At 59.4% G+C, this 17,621-nt stretch carries 12 protein-coding genes, 1 tRNA gene and 2 pseudogenes; 10 read left to right on the forward strand and 5 right to left on the reverse strand.

The annotated features are described in order from the left end of the window. Positions 1 to 44: 44 nt before the first annotated feature. Positions 45 to 6,482 carry a non-ribosomal peptide synthetase gene (locus tag XI04_RS28175; protein ID WP_271595981.1) on the reverse strand — a complete coding sequence of 2,146 codons (6,438 nt, stop codon included), beginning with the start codon at positions 6,480 to 6,482 and terminating at the stop codon, positions 45 to 47. 1,323 nt (positions 6,483 to 7,805) lie between these two features. Between XI04_RS28175 and XI04_RS28180 the strand changes: the two genes are divergently transcribed. From XI04_RS28180 to XI04_RS28205, 6 genes are all read left to right on the forward strand, one after another. After that, positions 7,806 to 8,585, forward strand: coding sequence for a hypothetical protein (locus XI04_RS28180; protein WP_271595674.1), 780 nt, complete (start codon positions 7,806 to 7,808; stop codon positions 8,583 to 8,585). Positions 8,586 to 9,244: 659 nt separating this feature from the next. Continuing rightward, positions 9,245 to 9,550: a hypothetical protein gene (locus XI04_RS28185; RefSeq protein ID WP_271595673.1), complete on the forward strand. Its 306-nt coding sequence runs from the start codon at positions 9,245 to 9,247 to the stop codon at positions 9,548 to 9,550. A gap of 976 nt (positions 9,551 to 10,526) precedes the next feature. Beyond that, positions 10,527 to 11,030, forward strand: a complete 504-nt coding sequence (locus tag XI04_RS28190) for an HK97 family phage prohead protease (RefSeq protein WP_271595672.1) — start codon at positions 10,527 to 10,529, stop codon at positions 11,028 to 11,030. A gap of 113 nt (positions 11,031 to 11,143) precedes the next feature. Then, on the forward strand, positions 11,144 to 11,500 hold the full coding sequence (locus tag XI04_RS28195) for a hypothetical protein (RefSeq protein ID WP_271595671.1): 357 nt from the start codon (positions 11,144 to 11,146) through the stop codon (positions 11,498 to 11,500). Continuing rightward, positions 11,475 to 11,747: a hypothetical protein gene (locus tag XI04_RS28200; RefSeq protein ID WP_271595670.1), complete on the forward strand. Its 273-nt coding sequence runs from the start codon at positions 11,475 to 11,477 to the stop codon at positions 11,745 to 11,747. The genes XI04_RS28195 and XI04_RS28200 overlap by 26 nt, the downstream gene beginning before the upstream one ends. 371 nt (positions 11,748 to 12,118) lie before the next feature. Beyond that, positions 12,119 to 12,322, forward strand: a complete 204-nt coding sequence (locus XI04_RS28205) for a cold-shock protein (RefSeq protein WP_028182460.1) — start codon at positions 12,119 to 12,121, stop codon at positions 12,320 to 12,322. 321 nt (positions 12,323 to 12,643) lie between these two features. Here XI04_RS28205 and XI04_RS28210 read toward each other — a convergent pair. Beyond that, positions 12,644 to 12,834 (reverse strand): annotated as a pseudogene (locus XI04_RS28210) (hypothetical protein). A 184-nt stretch (positions 12,835 to 13,018) separates the two neighbouring features. Here XI04_RS28210 and XI04_RS28215 point away from each other — a divergent pair. After that, positions 13,019 to 13,513 carry a DUF4142 domain-containing protein gene (locus XI04_RS28215; protein WP_271595669.1) on the forward strand — a complete coding sequence of 165 codons (495 nt, stop codon included), beginning with the start codon at positions 13,019 to 13,021 and terminating at the stop codon, positions 13,511 to 13,513. Positions 13,514 to 13,657: 144 nt separating this feature from the next. Here the strand turns inward: XI04_RS28215 and XI04_RS28220 are convergent, their stop codons facing one another. Next, complete coding sequence (locus XI04_RS28220) at positions 13,658 to 13,984, reverse strand: hypothetical protein (RefSeq protein ID WP_271595668.1); 327 nt, start codon at positions 13,982 to 13,984, stop codon at positions 13,658 to 13,660. A gap of 29 nt (positions 13,985 to 14,013) precedes the next feature. Then, positions 14,014 to 14,658 carry a type VI secretion system-associated protein TagO gene (locus tag XI04_RS28225; protein WP_271595667.1) on the reverse strand — a complete coding sequence of 215 codons (645 nt, stop codon included), beginning with the start codon at positions 14,656 to 14,658 and terminating at the stop codon, positions 14,014 to 14,016. Positions 14,659 to 14,845: 187 nt separating this feature from the next. On the opposite strand from XI04_RS28225, the gene XI04_RS38930 reads away from it, so the two are divergent. Further along, entirely contained in the window at positions 14,846 to 15,082 is a 237-nt protein-coding gene (locus tag XI04_RS38930; RefSeq protein WP_442868181.1) for a DUF6894 family protein, read from the forward strand. A gap of 52 nt (positions 15,083 to 15,134) precedes the next feature. On the opposite strand, the gene XI04_RS28230 is transcribed toward XI04_RS38930, so the two are convergent. Further along, on the reverse strand, positions 15,135 to 16,478 hold the full coding sequence (locus XI04_RS28230; protein WP_271595666.1) for a CBASS cGAMP synthase: 1,344 nt from the start codon (positions 16,476 to 16,478) through the stop codon (positions 15,135 to 15,137). 242 nt (positions 16,479 to 16,720) lie between these two features. Here XI04_RS28230 and XI04_RS38935 point away from each other — a divergent pair. Next, positions 16,721 to 17,127, forward strand: a pseudogene (locus tag XI04_RS38935) (hypothetical protein); the annotation flags it as partial. A 64-nt stretch (positions 17,128 to 17,191) separates the two neighbouring features. Continuing rightward, a tRNA-OTHER gene (locus XI04_RS28240) sits at positions 17,192 to 17,296 on the forward strand. Positions 17,297 to 17,621 lie beyond the last annotated feature (325 nt).

A 17,621-nucleotide genomic window follows, 5' to 3' on the forward strand; every position in this document is an offset into this window, starting at 1 on the left:
CATGCTTGCTGTGCAGAGAAATGTTGCCCGTATCCTTTTCTAGACTAGCGCTGCGGCACCTGCGATTGCCGCCGACGGTCTGGTGAGTTGGTCAAGGCCATCAAAAGGCATCGAGCCAGAACTCGGCGGTTTTCTGGGATGTTCATCATCGTCGTGTGGTCACCCGGAACGGACACGGCGTGAATGGCCTCGGGACGCAAAACCCTGTCCCACCCCCGCGACGGCGAACTTGCTTCCTGACCTATTGAACGTCGTGCACGACGGCTGCGGACAGGTGCGTTGACATAAAACTGGTTGATCTCGATTCCAAGAGGTGGAACTTCATACAATTCCAGTGCCCTTTGGAACTGCGCGGCCTTTTCATACGTCAGAACAAGGCTTTCTAGATCACGATCCAGGGGTATCGCCCCAATTTGCTGTGCCTTTTGAATCAGTTGGCCAATCGAGCTGTTTGCAGCAAAACGTTCTAAGAATCGGAAGCTCTCATCTTCCAAGAATTCCATAGAATCCAGTAGCACTTCCTGTGCCATTTGGGTCAGCGATAACCTTCGTCGATTTGCAGGTAACGCAGCATCCATAAAGGCCATGAATGACACAGGTTCATTCAGATTCAGCAACTGCTGCGCAATTGCGTAAGCCAAGATTGCCCCTGATGAGTATCCAGCAAAGCGATACGGTCCATGTGGCTGGATTTCTCTAACTGCTAGCATTACTTCCGCAGCTATTGCCTCAAGAGTTGGTGGATGTACGTCGTCGAAATGCGGCCATGGCAAAGCATAGACCGGACACTCTAGGTCCATTTCCTTCACAAGGGGGAGGACATAGGAACAATCGCCCAACCCTGTGGGAACAAAGAAGAGCGGTGGCTGTGATCCCGTTTCCAGAACGGAAATCACTTGCGGACTGCTGGGCTGTCGCTTCAAACGAATCTTCGATGCAAGCTCACTCAGAACAGGGGCTTGGAAGAGGTCGGCAGCGCTAAACGTCAGCCCAGCTTCTAGTGCTCGACTGAGCAGTTGCACCGCCAACAGCGAGTGGCCGCCGAGCGCAAAGAAGTGGTCGTGGCGTCCGACCCGCGCTACCCCGAGAAGCTCGGCCCAGATCTTTGCCAGCGCGGTCTCGATCTCGCCTTGCGGCGCCTCGTAGGCGCGATGCGCATACGCCTCATCCTCCGGCGCCGGCAGGCCCTTGCGGTCGAGCTTGCCGTTCACCGTCAGCGGCAGCGCCGCCAGCCGGACGAACGCCGATGGCACCATGTAGTCCGGCAGGTGCGCACCTATGTGTGCGCGCAAGGCCCCGGCCAGGTCAGGCCCCTCAGCTTCGAGCGCATGCTCAGCAGCCACAACCACATAGGCGACAAGGTGCTTGTCGCCGGCGGGGCCCTCGTGGGCCACCACCACCGCCTCGCGTACGAACGGGTGCTCGGCAAGCCGCGCCGCGATCTCACCGGGCTCGATCCGGAAGCCGCGGATCTTCACCTGGTCGTCGTTGCGGCCCAAAAACTCCAGATTGCCGTCCGGCAGATAGCGCGCCAGGTCGCCGGTGCGGTACAGCCGGTCGCCGTCCACAAAGGGACTGGCGATGAACCGCTCCGCCGTCAGCTCGGGCCGGTTCAAATAGCCGCGTGCCACCCCCGCCCCGCCAATGTAGAGCTCCCCCACCGCGCCAAACGGAACGGGCGCGCCATCACCGTCCAGCAGATAGATCCGCGTGTTCGCGATCGGGCACCCAATTGGGACAACTGCCCCGTCAAACCTAGCGCGACAAAGCCAAGCCGCCGCGTCAATTGTCGCCTCGGTAGGCCCATAGAGATTGACAAGTACCTGCGATCCCAGTTGCAACCATCTGTTGACTAACTCTTTTCGGAGGAGCTCTCCACCACAGAATAGGTAGCGCAAAGAAGCGATTTGCTGCTGCTCAACCTCAGCGACTGTAAGCAATGCTGAAAGAAGCGACGGAACCACTTGCAGAACTGTGACTCGGTAGTTGTGCAATAGATCTAAAATTGTTCGAATGTCTGATTGCCGGTCGAGAGGAAGAAGGATCAAACGTGCTCCAATCGACAAAGCTGTCCATAGCTCCCATACGGCAGCATCAAAAGCGAAGGAGGTTCGCTGCAAGAAGATGTCGTGGGCCGTGAACTGGAATTGATCGACCTGCCAGATCGTATGATTCACCAGGCCGCGATGCTCAAGCATGACGCCTTTGGGCGTACCTGTGGATCCCGAGGTGTAGATCACATAGGCGAGATGGCGCGAGGTCAGCCCAAGCGCGCGCGGGTCCGGATCCGACGCCGGCAGATTTGTCCATTCCGGCGTTGCCGTCGCCAGATCGACCACCGTCACATCGGCCAGCGCCTCAGCGCCGAGCGCGGCGCGGCCGGCCGCATCGGCCAGCAGCAACTGCGGAGCGGCATCCTCGATCACCTGGTGCAGCCGCGCACTCGGATAGGCCGGGTCCAGCGGCAGATAGGCCCCACCCGCCTTGAGGATCGCCAGCAGCCCGACCACCATCGCGATGCTGCGCTCAAGGCAGATCGCCACCGGCTGGTCCGGCTTCACTCCGAGCCCGATCAGATGATGCGCCAGGCGGTTGGCCTGCGCATTGAGTTCGCCATAGCTTACGCGCTGGTCCCGATAGACCAGCGCCACCGCATCCGGCACCTGGCGCACCTGGGTCTCGAACAGCTCATGGATGCACCGGTCCGACGGATAGGTCGCAGCCGTCCGGTTCAGCTCCTCCAACAGATACGCCCGCTCGTCAGGTGGCAGGATGTCCAGCTCCCGCACCGGCGTGTTCGGCGCCCGCTCCAGCGCCTCTGCCAGCTGCTCGAGCGCCCGCTGCATGTAGCCGCAGATCCGATCCGCCGAGACGCCCTCCGTCACCTGCGCCGTCAGCCCGAGCGCCTCGCCAAAATCCTCCACCGACAAGGTCAGCGGATAGTTGGTGCGCTCCTCCTCGCCCAGCCATTCCACGCCGGACAGCACCTCATCGGCTGCGGAGGCGGAGATCGCCGCCGGCGTGTTGTGGCGGTAGTTCAACAGCGCGCTGAACAGCGGTGCCGGCGCCGCAACGCCGCTGCAGCGCTGCGCCAGCGCCAGCGAAGCATGCTCATGTGCCAGCAGCTCGGCCAACCGGGCATGCGTGGTTCGCACGCTCGCCTCGACCGCGGTCCCATCAAGATCAAGCCGCAGCGGCAGGGTATTGATGAACAGCCCCATGGCGCGGTCGGCTCCGGCGTTGCCCTGCAGGCGGCCGAACAGCACCGTGCCGAACACCACCTGCTCGCGACCGCTGCTGCGCGCCACCACCTGCCCCCACGCCAGATGGCACAGGCTCGCCAGGCTCACCCCAAGCCGCCGCGCCAGGCTGCGCAATCGCGCGTTGAGCGCCTGCGGCAGCATCCGCTGCGCCTCATGAGCCCCGCGGCCGTCGCCGTGGACCTCGCTCAGCCCAAACGGCGTGGTCGGCTCAGCGATGTCCCCCACCATCGTCCGGAAGAACTCTTCATGCGCCTTTGCTCCAACGCCCAGCCGTGCCGCCGCCACCAGGTTACGGAACGGCTGCGGGGCTGCCAGCTCATGCTCGCATCCCGCCAGCACGGCCCGGACCTCGGCGTGCATCACCTCCAGCGTGGTGTGATCCCCGATCAGGTGATGCTGCAGCTGCAACAGCAGCCAGCGCGCGCTGCCGGGCTCGCGCGCGATCACAAACCGCAACAAGGGCGCTCGGCCAAGATCGATGCGGTGCTGGCGCGGATCAAACCGATCCTTAAGCTGCTCGGCTCCACCGCCATGAGCGGCATCCAGCTGGACCTCGATCACCTCCAGTCGCGCCTTCCGCCACACCACCTGGGCCGGGCGCGACAGCCCTTCCCAGACAAATGACGTCCTCAGGATATCGTGCCGATCCACCACCCGCTGAACCGCGACAAGATAGCGCTCCAACAGGTCACGATCGGCAAACCCCATCTGCGATACCAGCAGGTACGGATCGCCCTTTGTCGCCAACAGATAATGGAACAGGATGCCGTCCTGCAGCGGCGACAAGCCATAAATGTCCTGGATGTTGCCGACGCCACCGGGCACTGTGGCGACGATCCGCTCGATCTCGCCCTGCGTCAGCTCAATCAGCGGCAGCATCTCTGGCGTGATCGCCGGACTCTGTTCGCTGATCAGGTTGGCCGGGACCGCCACCTCGTGATGACTGCCGAGGCTCGCGGCAAGATCCGCCAGCACGGGCTTTGCAAACAAGGTCCGCACCTCGACCCCCAGCGACCGCCGCCGCAGCCGCTCCAGCAGCTGCACCGCCAAGAGCGAGTGGCCGCCCAGTTCGAAGAAGTGGTCGTGGCGTCCGACCCGCTCCACACCGAGAAGCTCGGCCCAGATCTGTGCCAGCGCCCCCTCGATCTCGCCTTGGGGCGGCTCATAGGCGCTATGCGCATACGCCTCATCGTCCGGCGCCGGCAGCGCCTTGCGATCGAGCTTGCCATTCACGGTCAGCGGGAGGGCCGCCAGCCGTACAAACGCCGCCGGCATCATGTAGTCTGGCAGATGCGCGCCCACATGCGCCCGCAACGTGGCGGCCAGCTCAGCTCCAGTTACATCCCGCTCATCCGATCGAGCTTCAGGCGCACACACCACATAGGCCACCAGCCGCTTCTCGCCGGTGCCATCCTGCTGCGCCACCACCACCGCATCGCGCACCCAGGCATGCTCGATGAGCCGCGCCGCAATCTCGCCCGGCTCAATCCGGAAGCCGCGGATCTTCACCTGATCGTCGTTGCGGCCCAAAAACTCAAGATTGCCGTCCGGCAAATAGCGCGCCAGGTCGCCAGTGCGGTACAGCCGGTCGCCATCGACAAACGGGCTGGCGATGAACCGCTCCGCAGTCAGCTCCGGCCGGTTCAGATAGCCGCGCGCCACCCCCGCTCCGCCAATGTAAAGCTCACCCGCGGCCCCAAACGGAACCGGCGCACCGTGTCCGTCCAGCAGGTACACCCGCGTGTTCGCAATCGGACGGCCAATCGGAGGCAATTGCGGCCAGCATGATGGATCAGCCGCGAGATGGTGCTCAGTAACAACGTGGGTTTCCGTGGGCCCATACTGATTTATCAACCTTGCTCTCGGGTGCGTTTCGAAGAACGATCTGATCTCGGGGGTGGCTCGTAATGCCTCACCCGCTGTATAGACTTCCCTCAAAGAAGGCAGCAGGGTCCCCCGAGCGCACCAAACTTCGGCAAAATGATTCAAGGCCACGAATGGAAGGAAAAGCCTTTCGATCTCTTCTCTCCAGACAAAGTCCAACAACTCGGAGAAATCGGCACGGATCTCTTCCCGCACCAGCACGAGCAGCCCGCCGTCCCTCCAGCAACTGAACAATTCCTGGAACGAGACGTCGAAATTCAAAGTCGTGAACTGAAGGGTACGTCGTTTTGGCGCGTCACACTCCGGCGAGGACCAGAGCAAATTCATAAGCGACCTGTGGGGCATTTCCACGCCCTTAGGCATGCCTGACGACCCCGAGGTGTAAATGACATAGGCGAGATGGCGCGAGGTCAGCCCAAGCGCGCGCGGGTCCGGATCCGAGGCTGGCAGATTTGCCCATTCCGGCGTCGCCTCCGCCAGATCGACCACCGTCACATCGGCCAGCGCCTCAGCGCCGAGCGCGGCGCGGCCGGCCGCATCGGCCAGCAGCAACTGCGGAGCGGCATCCTCGATCACCTGGTGCAGCCGCGCACTCGGATAGGCCGGGTCCAGCGGCACATAGGCCCCACCCGCCTTGAGGATCGCTAACAGCCCCACCACCATCATCGGACTGCGCTGCAGGCAAATCGCCACCGGCTGGTCCGGCTTCACTCCAATTGCGATCAGATGATGCGCCAGGCGGTTGGCCCGCGCATTGAGTTCGCCATAGCTTACGCGCTGGTCCCGATAGACCACCGCCACCGCATCCGGCACCTGGCGCACCTGGGTCTCGAACAGCTCATGGATGCACCGGTCCGACGGATAGGTCGCAGCCGTCCGGTTCAGCTCCTCCAGCAGATACGCTCGCTCAGAGGATGACAACAGCTCAACCCGCGACACTGGGTGCTGCGCATCGGCCTTCACAGCAAACAACAAGCTCTGCAAATGCTGTGTCATACGTTCGATCTGATTCGGCTCCAGGCGACTTGCATCAAAGTGCCATCGGAAGTTCCCGTCCAGAGCGCAAATCTCGAGCGTTAGCAACTCACCGGAGCGAGCTACCTCAGAACTGGAGCTCGAAGCCGACTCTTCAGCAGCAGAACAGCTCTCTCCGGTAAGCGTAACGCCAACCGGCCAGGGCCGGCGCAATCGTAGCGCCTCCACCCCGCGCAACGTCGGGCATCGCGCAATAAGATCCCGCGCAAAGGTATCCTGCTCGTTCAGCTGAGCGAATTCGGCCGCGACCGCCGCCCGCGCCTGTGCGAAATCATTATCGAGGTCGATAGTAATTGCCATCGGCACGACAGACGCGACAAGCACCTAGAGCGCTTTCACGCCGGCTCGCGATCTACTCGGCACGGGAGTCCATCCCAATTGAAGCTCTGAATCCCCCGTGATTCGGGCGAGATAGACCAGCCAAGCAGTTAGCAAGAATTCCGCGCGATCACTGGGAGATAGCTCAGCCAACGCACTCGGCACGAGCCAACCGCTCGACTGCCATGTCCCCGGAGCCTTGCCTTCTACCGACGAAAACGGAAGCTGAAGTACGTTGAACTGCTCTAGTCGCTGTCGCCAGAACTCTTCACGAGATGTCAACAATTCATGGGCAGCTGCTGTGCTTCTCGCCTCAGCTTCGCTTAAGTTCCGGAGGCGGTGGCCTAGATCCATGCCGGAATTCCTCGCGAGTGCCCGCGCATCCACGGGCCGACCATCTGAGCCGCCGAACCAAACATCAACATCCTCCGTGCCTGTCGCCACCCGCAACGTCGGGGTGATTTCAAGGAGAGAGAGCCCGCCGATAAGCCCGAGCGGTTAGACGACACCTCCAAGCACCTGATTGCGACAACGCCATCGCTTCTACATTTGGACCGATTGCGAACGTCTAATCCGAACCGAAACGAGATGATTGTCACAGAGTTCTACGCATCTTAAGCAACCGACGTGCCAACGATGTTGCGCGAGAGTTCCTCAAAGAACGACGCGCTTATAGCCGTGATAGAGGAGTTTTACTGTTCGACTTGAGGCATCGATGTGGTGAACCAGACAGAGCTCAAACAACAACACCGACGACAAGGACGATCACCGAAACAAGCAACTACGTGGGCGAAGATCGGTAGGCGTCCATAGGTGTTGACAATAAATGTTGTAGGCCGGCGTCGGATGAGTTCAGCCTTCGGCAGCTCTCCAGCAAGAATGAGAGGCTGCGATTCCAAACCTTCCAGCTTTTCCTAAAACCAAGGCTTGAGGCAGCGTAGCATGGGTGATGGCTTCGCTTCGCAGATAATCCGCCAGCTTGTTAGCTGCTTGACGGAGCACATCCGCAACCGACTAGCCAGGCGGCAATGCGCGGGAGGTCGGTGGACGAAAAAGCAAGGCCTGGTGCGGGCCGGACACTGCAGATGAACTCGAACGGTGTGAGGCCTTTGAGAGCTTTGAGTCGCTTGGCGAAGTTGTAGGCGTTAACGAGGTCTGAGAGGTTGCCTGACATCGCGGCGCCCAAACTCGTACATGCGCCGGCCCTGCGGCGTGCAGGTCCCGCAACAGCTTGACGCGAGCCCGCAGGATGTAGGCGATCGGGCCAAGCGGCGCGTCATCTAGATTGGAATGGGAATTGAGACAATGAATATCCTACGTCGCCTTGCCCGTGCAGGCAGGCGTTCAGATTTGCGTGCCGCTCCGCTCGCGCCTTCGGCATGGTTCGCAGCCAACGATAACGAGGTCGGCAGCACACAAGTTGATAGGATCGTGCAGATCCGGCCGAGTCCCGACGAGATAGTGCGGATTGCCGTGAAAGGCGCCATTGGGATCCGCGGCGGCTACGGCCCGATTACCCCCGCGGAACTGGACGCAGCTGCTAGGAGCTACATCAAGGTTGAGAACGGGCGCGTTGTAAAATGGCGCGGCTCGGACAACCGTTGGCACGAAGCCGCTGAGCTATTCAGGCAAGCGAAGGGCGGCCGGCGCATAAGCGATGAAGAGCGGCAGGCCGACAATCAGTGGCACCTTTCTATTCGTGGTAGCGGCGGGTTTCCGATGCTGTCGACCTATCGTGAGCGTGGCTCCGAGGGTGAGGATTATCGACGCATGCGCTCAGCCCATTGGACGCAGAGTCTGTGCGCATGCAATGACAATCGAGGGATGGAGATAGACCGCACGGCTCTAGGTTCGCGCGCCACATTCGCCGAAGCCCGTACCAATGCCGGCCTTGCGCCAGCAGAACGGTGCCCAACTGCCGTTGCGCACGGTGCTGAGTTCCTAGCCTATCGCGTGCACAGCAATCCGACCGCAGCGAAGGACAGCTTCGTCGGTGCGCCAGACGCGGCTGAGAATGCCATCGTGGCCGACACGGACGCGCCACGCGTTCAAGCTGCGTTGGGCGATCACCTAGCGGTATTGTAAGCCAGCTTAGACGGTCTGAACGCGCGCGAGATTGGCGCAAAACGGGGCTGGGGCACCGGCAAGGCAGGCGAGCGCAAGGGCGTGGCACTGCAGGACTCAGCACTGGTCGTGCTGGAGAAGATCGCAGTCTAGCAATGAAACCATGGTCTAGCCTCATTTGAGACCGGAATCTTCGAAGAATATCCCTCCGCGCTATAGCGGGGGAGTCTTCAAGACGTGGCGAACGAGCGGCGACGCAATGTCTATGCTGGACAGATATTTGTCGACGGCAGTCCTGTCCGGTGCAAGGTCCGCCACCTCACCGATTCCTCTGCCATAGTCCAAATCGATAACGCGCCTTTCGTGCCCGCAGCCTTCAGCCTGCGTGTTCCAAGTGCCGGTGTAGACATTGGCTGCTCGGTAATTTGGCGCGACGAGCGCCGTCTCGGCGTGAAATTTCTGAGCTAGCGACCTGATTTTTTCGTAGACAAGCGTCCCCGCGCGCAGGTGGGACCGTATTGACACGTAGGGATGTGCTCATCCCGACGTGACATGCACCCTTCGGCGCGCGCCGGGCCCACTAGCGGCGTCGCCATCTTTTTCGGCCTTAGAGCCGTGAGGCCGCTTGGCGGCTTTTTATTCACCTTCAACAACACTCTTTCTATTGAGTAGGGAACACAATGGCGAAACTTGCCGATGTGTTGTCGGCCATTGATGCGCTCGGCTTTGACCCGGGGCGTTCGAAGGTGGTGGCAACACGACTGAGAGATGCGGGCGTGATCCCGGCTGGTGGCCCAGCCCAGTCACCGAATCTGAACGACACCGACGCGCTGCGTTTGATCTTGGCTATTGCAGTCACTAGCAAAATCAGACTCGCAGATCACGACCACGATGTGTACGCGGGCCTTGTCCCTTTCGGCATGTCTTCCACGAGGATACGCCACATTCTATTCCGCGAACGGCTTTCGACGCAATCGAGTTGTTAGTTGAGACCGCTCGTGGTGGCGATATAGATGCGCGACTCTCAACGATCGAATTCGTGCGCAGCTGGCCTGAGATCGTCCTAAATCGCTACCCCAGCGTCTGGATCCGCCATTTTGTAGTTGCCGGGTCTAACGCCGGACATTGGGCGCGGTGCGGACACCGCACGGCCACGACCGTGCCGGTGCGTGTAATCGCGGATATTTTGGACAGTTTGTTTGGAAAGGTTGTTGCCTGATGGCTCCATTTAAAAAGAAACCCGCCGACGAATACCGCGTGCCCAGCCTCGCAGAGGCGGACGGCGCCTACGCTGACTTGCTCGCAAAACGGATGGAGTTGGAGCAGAGATATTGCGAGCTCAACACCCAGCGGTCGAAGCGACTCAGTGAAATCGCAGCGGCTAAGGTGGCTGGTGGCAAATTCATTGCGCCCGCCGTCGCATAATTGCTTGGTGACCCTCAGGAAGGCACCAGCATCGCGGAGCTGTCGCGCCAGCTGCGTGAAGTCGCGACCGAAATGGCAAACATCGAGGACGCCCGCGAGGTACTATTCCGACGCACTGCTGAGGCACGCGACATAGCCAGTAAAACCGCATGCGCCACCGTACGCCAAGAATATCAACGCGTCTGGCTGCAGTGTGCGAGGCCGCTCGTGCGCTGGAGGCCGCCCGCGAGGAGCATGATGCGCTTCTGGACGATCTGGAGCGAGAGGACGTGCGTCTCCGTTACTTGGGACCGGTCCGCGCACACTTCACGGAAAGGGTCGCTTATTTCTTGAGGGAATGCGCGGAGGCCGGTCACAATGTTTGAGAAAGCCACCTCAAAACGGACGCGGGCCAGCAAGCTATCGCGCCGCATTAAAATCCCGGAAAGGCCGAGGTTTACGCCAACACGGATCCGGTAGAGATCGCACGCTAGCTGCGGGCGAAATCCAAGCTGGGAAAGCGCGAAGCGAGGCTTGCTGCGGCGGGGGCAAGGGCGCGTGGCTGATAACGTGATCACAGGATTCGCGGTGGTGTTCGGCGACCAAACGGTGATTTCGGGCGAGTTCCGTGAGTTCATCGCGAGGGGAGCGTTCACCAGAACGCTGAAGGAGCGACCTGACGTCGTCATGCTGCTCGATCATGACAGCGGGCGCGTATTGGGGCGGACGGCCGCGCGCTCGCTCTTTCTGCAAGAGAATAGTGCTGGTTTGTACTTCTCCCTGATCGTCGATCCGACGACGCCAGAAGGACTGACAGCGCTCGGAACGGTTGGCCGGCAAGATGTTCGCGGCTGCAGCTTCGGATTTCGAGTGCGTGCCGAGAAATGGGAAGATGGTGGCGATCGATTGCCGCTGAGAACGATTACAGATCTAGATTTGTTTGAACTGACATTGACGGCATTCCCTGCCTATCCAACCACAACCGCCGCATTCCGCTCCAGCAACAGCGATGCAGCTCGTCGGCGCATCGAAGCAAAGATGCGAAAGCCGGAATCCCGCTGACGTGAGCCGGGGAGGGGTATTCGACCGTTCTCCCAAAATGCGCGCTGCTTACCGGCGCCCAAGATCAACAATCGCGCGGGCTGCCCCAGAGTTTAAAATATTATGGGTATGACATGAGCACACCAAAACCGCCGGATCACCTGTCGCGCGCCGCCAGAACGTGGTGGCGACAGGTGTACGCCGACTTCGAATTAGACGACCATCACCGACACCTGCTGCGTTTGGCCTGCGAAGCCTGGACGAGGCGGAAAAGGCCCGCGCCGCAGGCAGAGCATGGCCATGTCGTGCTCGACCGCTTCGGCCGCCAAAAATCCTCACCATGGTGCGACATCGAGCATAAAGCGCAGAACCGATTCCGGATTCTTTGCCGTGAACTCGGCTTGGACGTTGAGCCGGGCGACGGGCCGCGAATGCATAGGGATCTAACATTGGGGCGCGCCGCTGATGCCGGCACGGCCCAAAAAGAATAAGCATCGCGCCATTGCTGCCCCTGAGGATTGGGAAGAGGTATTCGAGACCGGATACGACGGTTTTTCCGATCTGAAGTGCGCTGGCGTCTGGGTGGACGAAAATGGCTACCCTGATCGCGAGGAGGCACGCGCTGCCTGGCAGCGGTTTGGGCGCGCGTTTCTTGAGGAGCATGCCATCCGCAACCCGAACCGCCCGGGCCGCTACGGGAGACCGTGGGCTTTGACCGAGTTTGGACAACCGCGCTGATGCCGCTTCGGACGCGGAAGAATAGACGCCGCAAGCACGCCAACATCTCCCTTGAAGCCGTCGCGTTATTTCGGCGGGGCCTCGCCACCAGCGACCCGGCCCAGTTGCGGGACCTGAGGATCGCTCTGGCCGCAGCACTTGGCCGCGGCAAGTTCTCTGCCAATCCGTTGGATATTGAGCCCCGGTCGTTGATCGGCTGCGACCGCGTCCTGTCGAGGTGGTGCTGGAGTTGAGGGCGGAATTGTTGAAGAGGAGCCGGAAGACGAATTCGTCGATTGCCGGCGCCCCCGCGTGAAGGCGGGTTGCGATCAGCCTTTCTTTCGGCGAAATTCGAGCACTAGTTTTGCTTTTTGAAGAATGGAGAATTCAAAGTGGCGATGGGTACTGTTAAGTGGTTCAACCCGACAAAGGGCTACGGGTTCATTCAACCGGATTCGGGCGGCAAGGACGTGTTTGTTCACATCTCGGCAGTCGAGAAGGCTGGTTTCACTTCCCTCGCAGAGGGAGCCAAGGTTAGCTTCGACGTTGTGAACAATCGGGGAAAAGACTCGGCGGAAAATCTGCGGATCGGGTGATCCTGCGCCCCAACAAAAAGGCCCGCAGCGGCGGACCACTGCGGGCCTGGTGCCGGGTTAAAATTGATGAGTGAAATATGGCGTCCAGCCCCGGCGAGCCCAATCTATCGCCGCGACGCTGCACCGCAATGTTGTCTATGTCACACTTCAGAAGAAACGTTTACGTCAGTCCTACTGACGAACAAGAGGGAGGGCTCGCCGGGGCTGGCTAAAACGAGCCCTCCACCCTCGTAACCAGTAACAGTCTGCGCCCGATCTCGTCAGATTGATGTCAATCGATATCGAAGTTTGGTGAATGGATGTGATCCACTCAGTTTTTAACTATCGCTGATGCCCGAGCCCTATTCCGAGATTGAGCGCCTTCTGACGTAGCGCGCCAATGGTGCGCTTGGTCGCCTTGGAAAAGTTGACGGCGTCCGCGCCCTCGAGTGGGCTTTTAGCTCCTTGATGTCGTCCTTCGTCCACTCGCGGCGAATTACTTTCTTCTTTCTAGCCAAAATCACTCCTTTGATCTTGAAGGCACGATCTAACAACACCGCGCGGCGTGTGCAAGCCGCACACTTACGCAACGATCTCAGTACCTGCGCCCGGACCTCTAGCGGCGTCCGCCAGCACCCTAAGCGGCCCCCTCGTCCTTAATTGGAACCTCTACTGCTATTGGCGTGTTCATCGACAAACACCCCACAGGAGTCGCCGATGAACAGAATGCTTTTGTCGCTCGGGACAGCAACCTTGATGGCGATCTCAATTGCCAGCGCACCTGCGAAAGATAAAGAAAGCGAAACGTTCCTCAAGAAGGCCATCGAAGGCAATTTCGCTGAAGTGAGCATGGGAGAGCTGGCGCAGCAGAACGGTCAAAGCGATGGCGTCAAATCGTATGGCCGAATGCTTTCCACAGATCACGCCGCCGCTAATCAGAAGGCTTTAGATGCTGCCCAGGCAATGGGAATGAACCCACCTGTCGGACCGAATGCGAAGCAAAAAGCCCAGTATGACAAGATGTCAAAAATGTCCGGCGCAGGCTTCGACAAGATGTTCGCTACCCACATGGTCGCAGACCACCAGAAGGATATCGCCGAGTACAAGAAGGCATCGAACAGTAAGGATGCTGCAGGAGAATATGCTTCCGGCCAGATAGATACGTTGCAAAAGCACCTGGACGCCGCGAAGTCGTTGAAAACCGGGAGTTGATCCGAGGAGCTTGGCGAACCATGCGTAGGGCCAATTGCCGGCCGAGCCCAACGAATAGATTCTCGGATCGGCGATAGGCGCCGCTATTTCCAGGCGCATAGTCGCTCTCGGAAAGTGAGGCGAATTAAGGCTCAAGAGACAACGCTACCGCTCATAGGTGCGGCCGCCCGTACTGATGCCGTAGAGGGTGGCTGAGTAAGGAAGTCGAGCGAGGATTGTCGCGTTCTTCGCTATCACTCCCGCTGTGATCCCTCGGCACAGTAGCGTAACACCTCCACTATTTCTTGCGCAGAACGCGTCCGCGCTATCGATAAAGGCCAGCCCCTTTGCGCTCTTCCAAGGATAACGGAGCAAAATGACCGTGCGACCTTCCGGAAGCGCACCGATCGGTTGTACGACAAAGATGGATATGAATTGTGCGCCGATGATCAGCGCAACGATCGCGGCCAGAACAGATAGCCATGCTTTCATGAGGCCCCCTCAAAAAACCGTCAGCGAGCTCATTTGCCCGCCTTCATTGAGCTCGACTTAGATGTGGTCCAACGGCAGGTCTCTGCGATCCGATTCCTTGCGGCTGTGACGTCATTCAGGAGAAACGCGCCGTCGCTTGATCTGCCTTGAAAACCAGTCGCTCTGATGAACAGCTTGCCTTGGTCCGGGAGCAATTTCATAAAGTCTCGGGCGTTAGGAATAAAGATCGCCCTTCCATTCGTGCTGCCGATACCAGCCACACTCGCTGGTGTCTCGCCATTGATCCGGATTAGAAGGTCGTAGCGGTTTCCGGTGCCAGAAATAACGAAGTCGGGCGGGATAAACACGGCCTCGGACTTGTTCTCCCAACATCTGAGGATCAGGAACGCTTCCCCATTTTCGCCCTGGAGCATTGCAACGAGTTGATCGCTGTCATCGATCGGCGATTTGCTCTCTCGAAAGGTCCACTTGCCCTTTACTGGAGTGGGCTCGCTGCTTGAGTCTTGATCTTCGCCTTTTTTCCCGATCGTGTCGAAGCACTTTAATCTGTCTGCGTCGCTCGGGATCTTCTTGCACACCGCGAATGCCAACGGTTCGAACTGAGCTTCAGCCGGCCGCGCCCAAGTAGCCGACAGCAAGAGCGCCATCAAGCTGGCTGCAATTATCGACCTCATTGTGATTCCCCCATCCGTCCGCCCGAATTCAACCGCAACCAAAGCGAGAGTGCAAGGCGCAGCGCAACAAAGCACGTAGCCGATCCGTTGCGCGAAGTCGCTGTCGCACGGACCCTGTCGTTTTCGACAGGTTCGGGCCGTCGCGAGATGTGCGCATGGTCGCGGCTAAAGGACGAGGTCCGCGGCTATGCGACGTTACTACTTCCCGATTTTCCACAACAGTGAGACACAGCCGGACGACGTGGGGGAGCTATTTCGCTCCGCTGAGTTGGCGGTCCAATACGGCGCCCGTGTCGCTCGGGATATCGCCAGCGATCCAGATTGCGACCGTGATGCGGGCACGGTCGTAATCGTGGTCGATGCCTCCGGTGCTGAGATCGCGCGGCATAGGGTGGGCGAGGCCCAAACGCGGCGGGTGCACTAGGGCGAGTCTTACCCCTGATCGCCGAAACTTAGTCCATGTTGGCCGAGGAGGATTACGCTTGGGGACGCCCATCCCGGTGATTTCGACAGGGATGCGCTTTCTCCCGATGAGCAGGCCATTCAAATGAACCGCGACGTCCATGTGGTGAGTGCCGCGATACTCTGAGTCGCGCGATACGGTGAGCCTCCGACCTATGACCGAGGTCGTTTTGAAGTTCGGCCTCCTTGCCTGAGTTTCGGACCATCCAGCTGACCATCGCTCCCGGAGGGAGTTGATGCGCATTTGCCAACGTGAATGTAATTTCGCAACCCTTGGGGATAGGTCCAATGCGATCGATCGCTCGGTAGGTGTGACGGCCAGTTGAGGCCTGAACCGAGACAACAGGATTGAACTGGATGGTCGCAAGCGCTCGGCTGTGCTCCTTCAGAACAGCCTCCTCGTCGTCATCGTCTTCCGGCACCGGAAAAAAGTGATCAAACGCCTCAGACCAGATCTCAGCGCTTGCAGCCTTCGTTGACGCAGCCAAAGCTCGATCAGCGATCGACAGCAATTCATCGAGCTTTTCGACGAGCGCGGTCGTTTTTTCGCCCTTCAAGCGATTTAGATTTTCTTTCGTGTTGGCTGGGTTTTGAACTTCCGCGTCCTCGCTTAGTCGAGAAGCGATCTTGGATACTATCTCGCGCAGAAACTCGTCGTCGCCACTGAATTTATCACGTTCCAGATCATTAAAAGCGTCTGCTGTAAGCACTGTAATCAAGATCGATGATGGACGCCCATCGGCATCGATTTTTAGGGCAGCCCACATCTTAAGGTAACGAACCACCCGCCGGCACCTAGCCCTGTCGGCTTGTCCCGTGATCACTTTCCACCAAGCGTAGATTGCCTTCGGATCGCTATTTTCCCAATTGTTCTCAGATGTTGCGAGCGATCGAGCGTCCCGGCCGTCATCAAGATGATAGGCCGGCACGTCGATATGAAAATTCTCATCAAAATGGACGCGGCTACATTTCGCTCGTGGTTCATCGATGCCGCTCGCATCGTTGGTGTCGTCCTCAACATAATCAGCAAGGCTGTCGTGGACGAAGCTTTTGAGGTCGGTCGGATTGTGGTCGCCGTCTTCCGGCTGACCGGACCATATGAAATAGACACCGAGATCGATGTCGAACTCTTCATTTAGGCTCGCAGGTCGAACCTGAGTGCCGAACTTGTACGATCCCTGGAGCCAAGAGGACATTCGGCAATCGGAGCGTTTGGCGAGATCCTCCTTCAAATGCTCTGCGAGGTCGTTCCAACGCTCCTTCTGAGTGTCATACTGGTCGTTCGATGGGCGCACCCGCCAATCGAGACAATTCTCCTTGTCATCGGAGTTGTAGAAGAGACCTGCGGCAATGCCCATTACAAATCCTTTCTGTTGTAGAAAGTTGCAGGGGCCGCCGTGTGCTGGAGAAACGATTGTAGCGGACCTTTCCCGAGGTTCTCACGAACCGATGCCTCGGCAAGCGCTCGAAGATCGTCAATTGCTCCCGGGCTTGCGCAGTCCAGGGCTAGCTTTCTTTCTTGCTCGGGTGACTGGTCATGATCGATTCTCAGGTATCCTACGCGGCGAAAGGCGTTGCATCAGCACTCTGTGGTTTGTTGCGCGGTTGGTCGAGGCGACATCGGTACGCTTCGCACGGTCTTCGCTTCCGTGTGAAGTCCGCGACGGAGACTGTCGACGAGTTCAGAGCCCGCATCAATCAGGCGGCACGGGGCGAGGAGGAGGGGTCGCCTCCCGGCGGTGGGAGGATTGGCTCCTCGGCACGTTTCGCGACAATGGATCGGTGCATTCCGATTTTTGGTCCGGAAGCGCAGCTGACCTTGCGGAACGTGATGCCATTGGCGTCTTTCCGGTCGGGGGCTGGTGGAAGGAAAAGCCCTACTTGGAGCGCTTCGACAGCACTGCGCGCTATGCGCTGATCGTGACGATCAGGGCGCCGGGGTCGAATGTGGACATCTTTACGCCAGTCGAAAATGCGATTGCCATTGCTGGTGCGATAGAAGTTTGATGGGAAGCTGGAGCTTGCGCTCGGATGATGGCCTGGCAAAACCGTACGACGAATGCCCATCTTCGGGCGGAAAACTCCAGTGGTGCGACGAGTAAGTCCTTGACTGTTCTCACTCCGGGGCTGTCTCTTAATCAGCGGGTCCCAGGTTCGAGCCCTGGTGCGCCCACCATTTCAAGGCCTTAGCCAGCAAGACCGTTTGAGCAACTGATTTTTCAAACGGTCCTTTTGGAAAATGTGACCCACCAGCACTCGATGCTGTGGGGCGCGGCCTCGCTCCATAGATTAGGCAGTTCGTCCGCCTGAATTGCACCGTCGCAGCAAAAAACGGTCTTGCGGCCCGAGCCCCGGCCTCAAAAGATGGCGACCGGGAAGGCGCCGCGATGTGTCCAATGATGGACTGGAGCGAGAGTTCAAGTGTTTCAATTGGTTAGGACACGGCGCGTGCACGACGTGTGCACCGGGAGATCAAGAAAAAGCTTGCGAGAGCCAGTGTT

The sequence above is a fragment of the Bradyrhizobium sp. CCBAU 11430 genome, from assembly GCF_028128855.1.
Classification (GTDB): Bacteria; Pseudomonadota; Alphaproteobacteria; order Rhizobiales; family Xanthobacteraceae; genus Bradyrhizobium; species Bradyrhizobium ottawaense.

What these genes read in the sequence shown, in the direction of transcription:
- XI04_RS28175 (WP_271595981.1), bottom strand. Translation starts at nt 6,482, where the DNA reads ATGGCAATTACTATCGACCTCGATAATGATTTCGCACAGGCGCGGGCG.
- XI04_RS28180 (WP_271595674.1), top strand. Translation starts at nt 7,806, where the DNA reads ATGAATATCCTACGTCGCCTTGCCCGTGCAGGCAGGCGTTCAGATTTG.
- XI04_RS28185 (WP_271595673.1), top strand. Translation starts at nt 9,245, where the DNA reads ATGGCGAAACTTGCCGATGTGTTGTCGGCCATTGATGCGCTCGGCTTT.
- XI04_RS28195 (WP_271595671.1), top strand. Translation starts at nt 11,144, where the DNA reads ATGAGCACACCAAAACCGCCGGATCACCTGTCGCGCGCCGCCAGAACG.
- XI04_RS28200 (WP_271595670.1), top strand. Translation starts at nt 11,475, where the DNA reads ATGCCGGCACGGCCCAAAAAGAATAAGCATCGCGCCATTGCTGCCCCT.
- XI04_RS28215 (WP_271595669.1), top strand. Translation starts at nt 13,019, where the DNA reads ATGAACAGAATGCTTTTGTCGCTCGGGACAGCAACCTTGATGGCGATC.
- XI04_RS28220 (WP_271595668.1), bottom strand. Translation starts at nt 13,984, where the DNA reads ATGAAAGCATGGCTATCTGTTCTGGCCGCGATCGTTGCGCTGATCATC.
- XI04_RS28225 (WP_271595667.1), bottom strand. Translation starts at nt 14,658, where the DNA reads ATGAGGTCGATAATTGCAGCCAGCTTGATGGCGCTCTTGCTGTCGGCT.
- XI04_RS38930 (WP_442868181.1), top strand. Translation starts at nt 14,846, where the DNA reads ATGCGACGTTACTACTTCCCGATTTTCCACAACAGTGAGACACAGCCG.
- XI04_RS28230 (WP_271595666.1), bottom strand. Translation starts at nt 16,478, where the DNA reads ATGGGCATTGCCGCAGGTCTCTTCTACAACTCCGATGACAAGGAGAAT.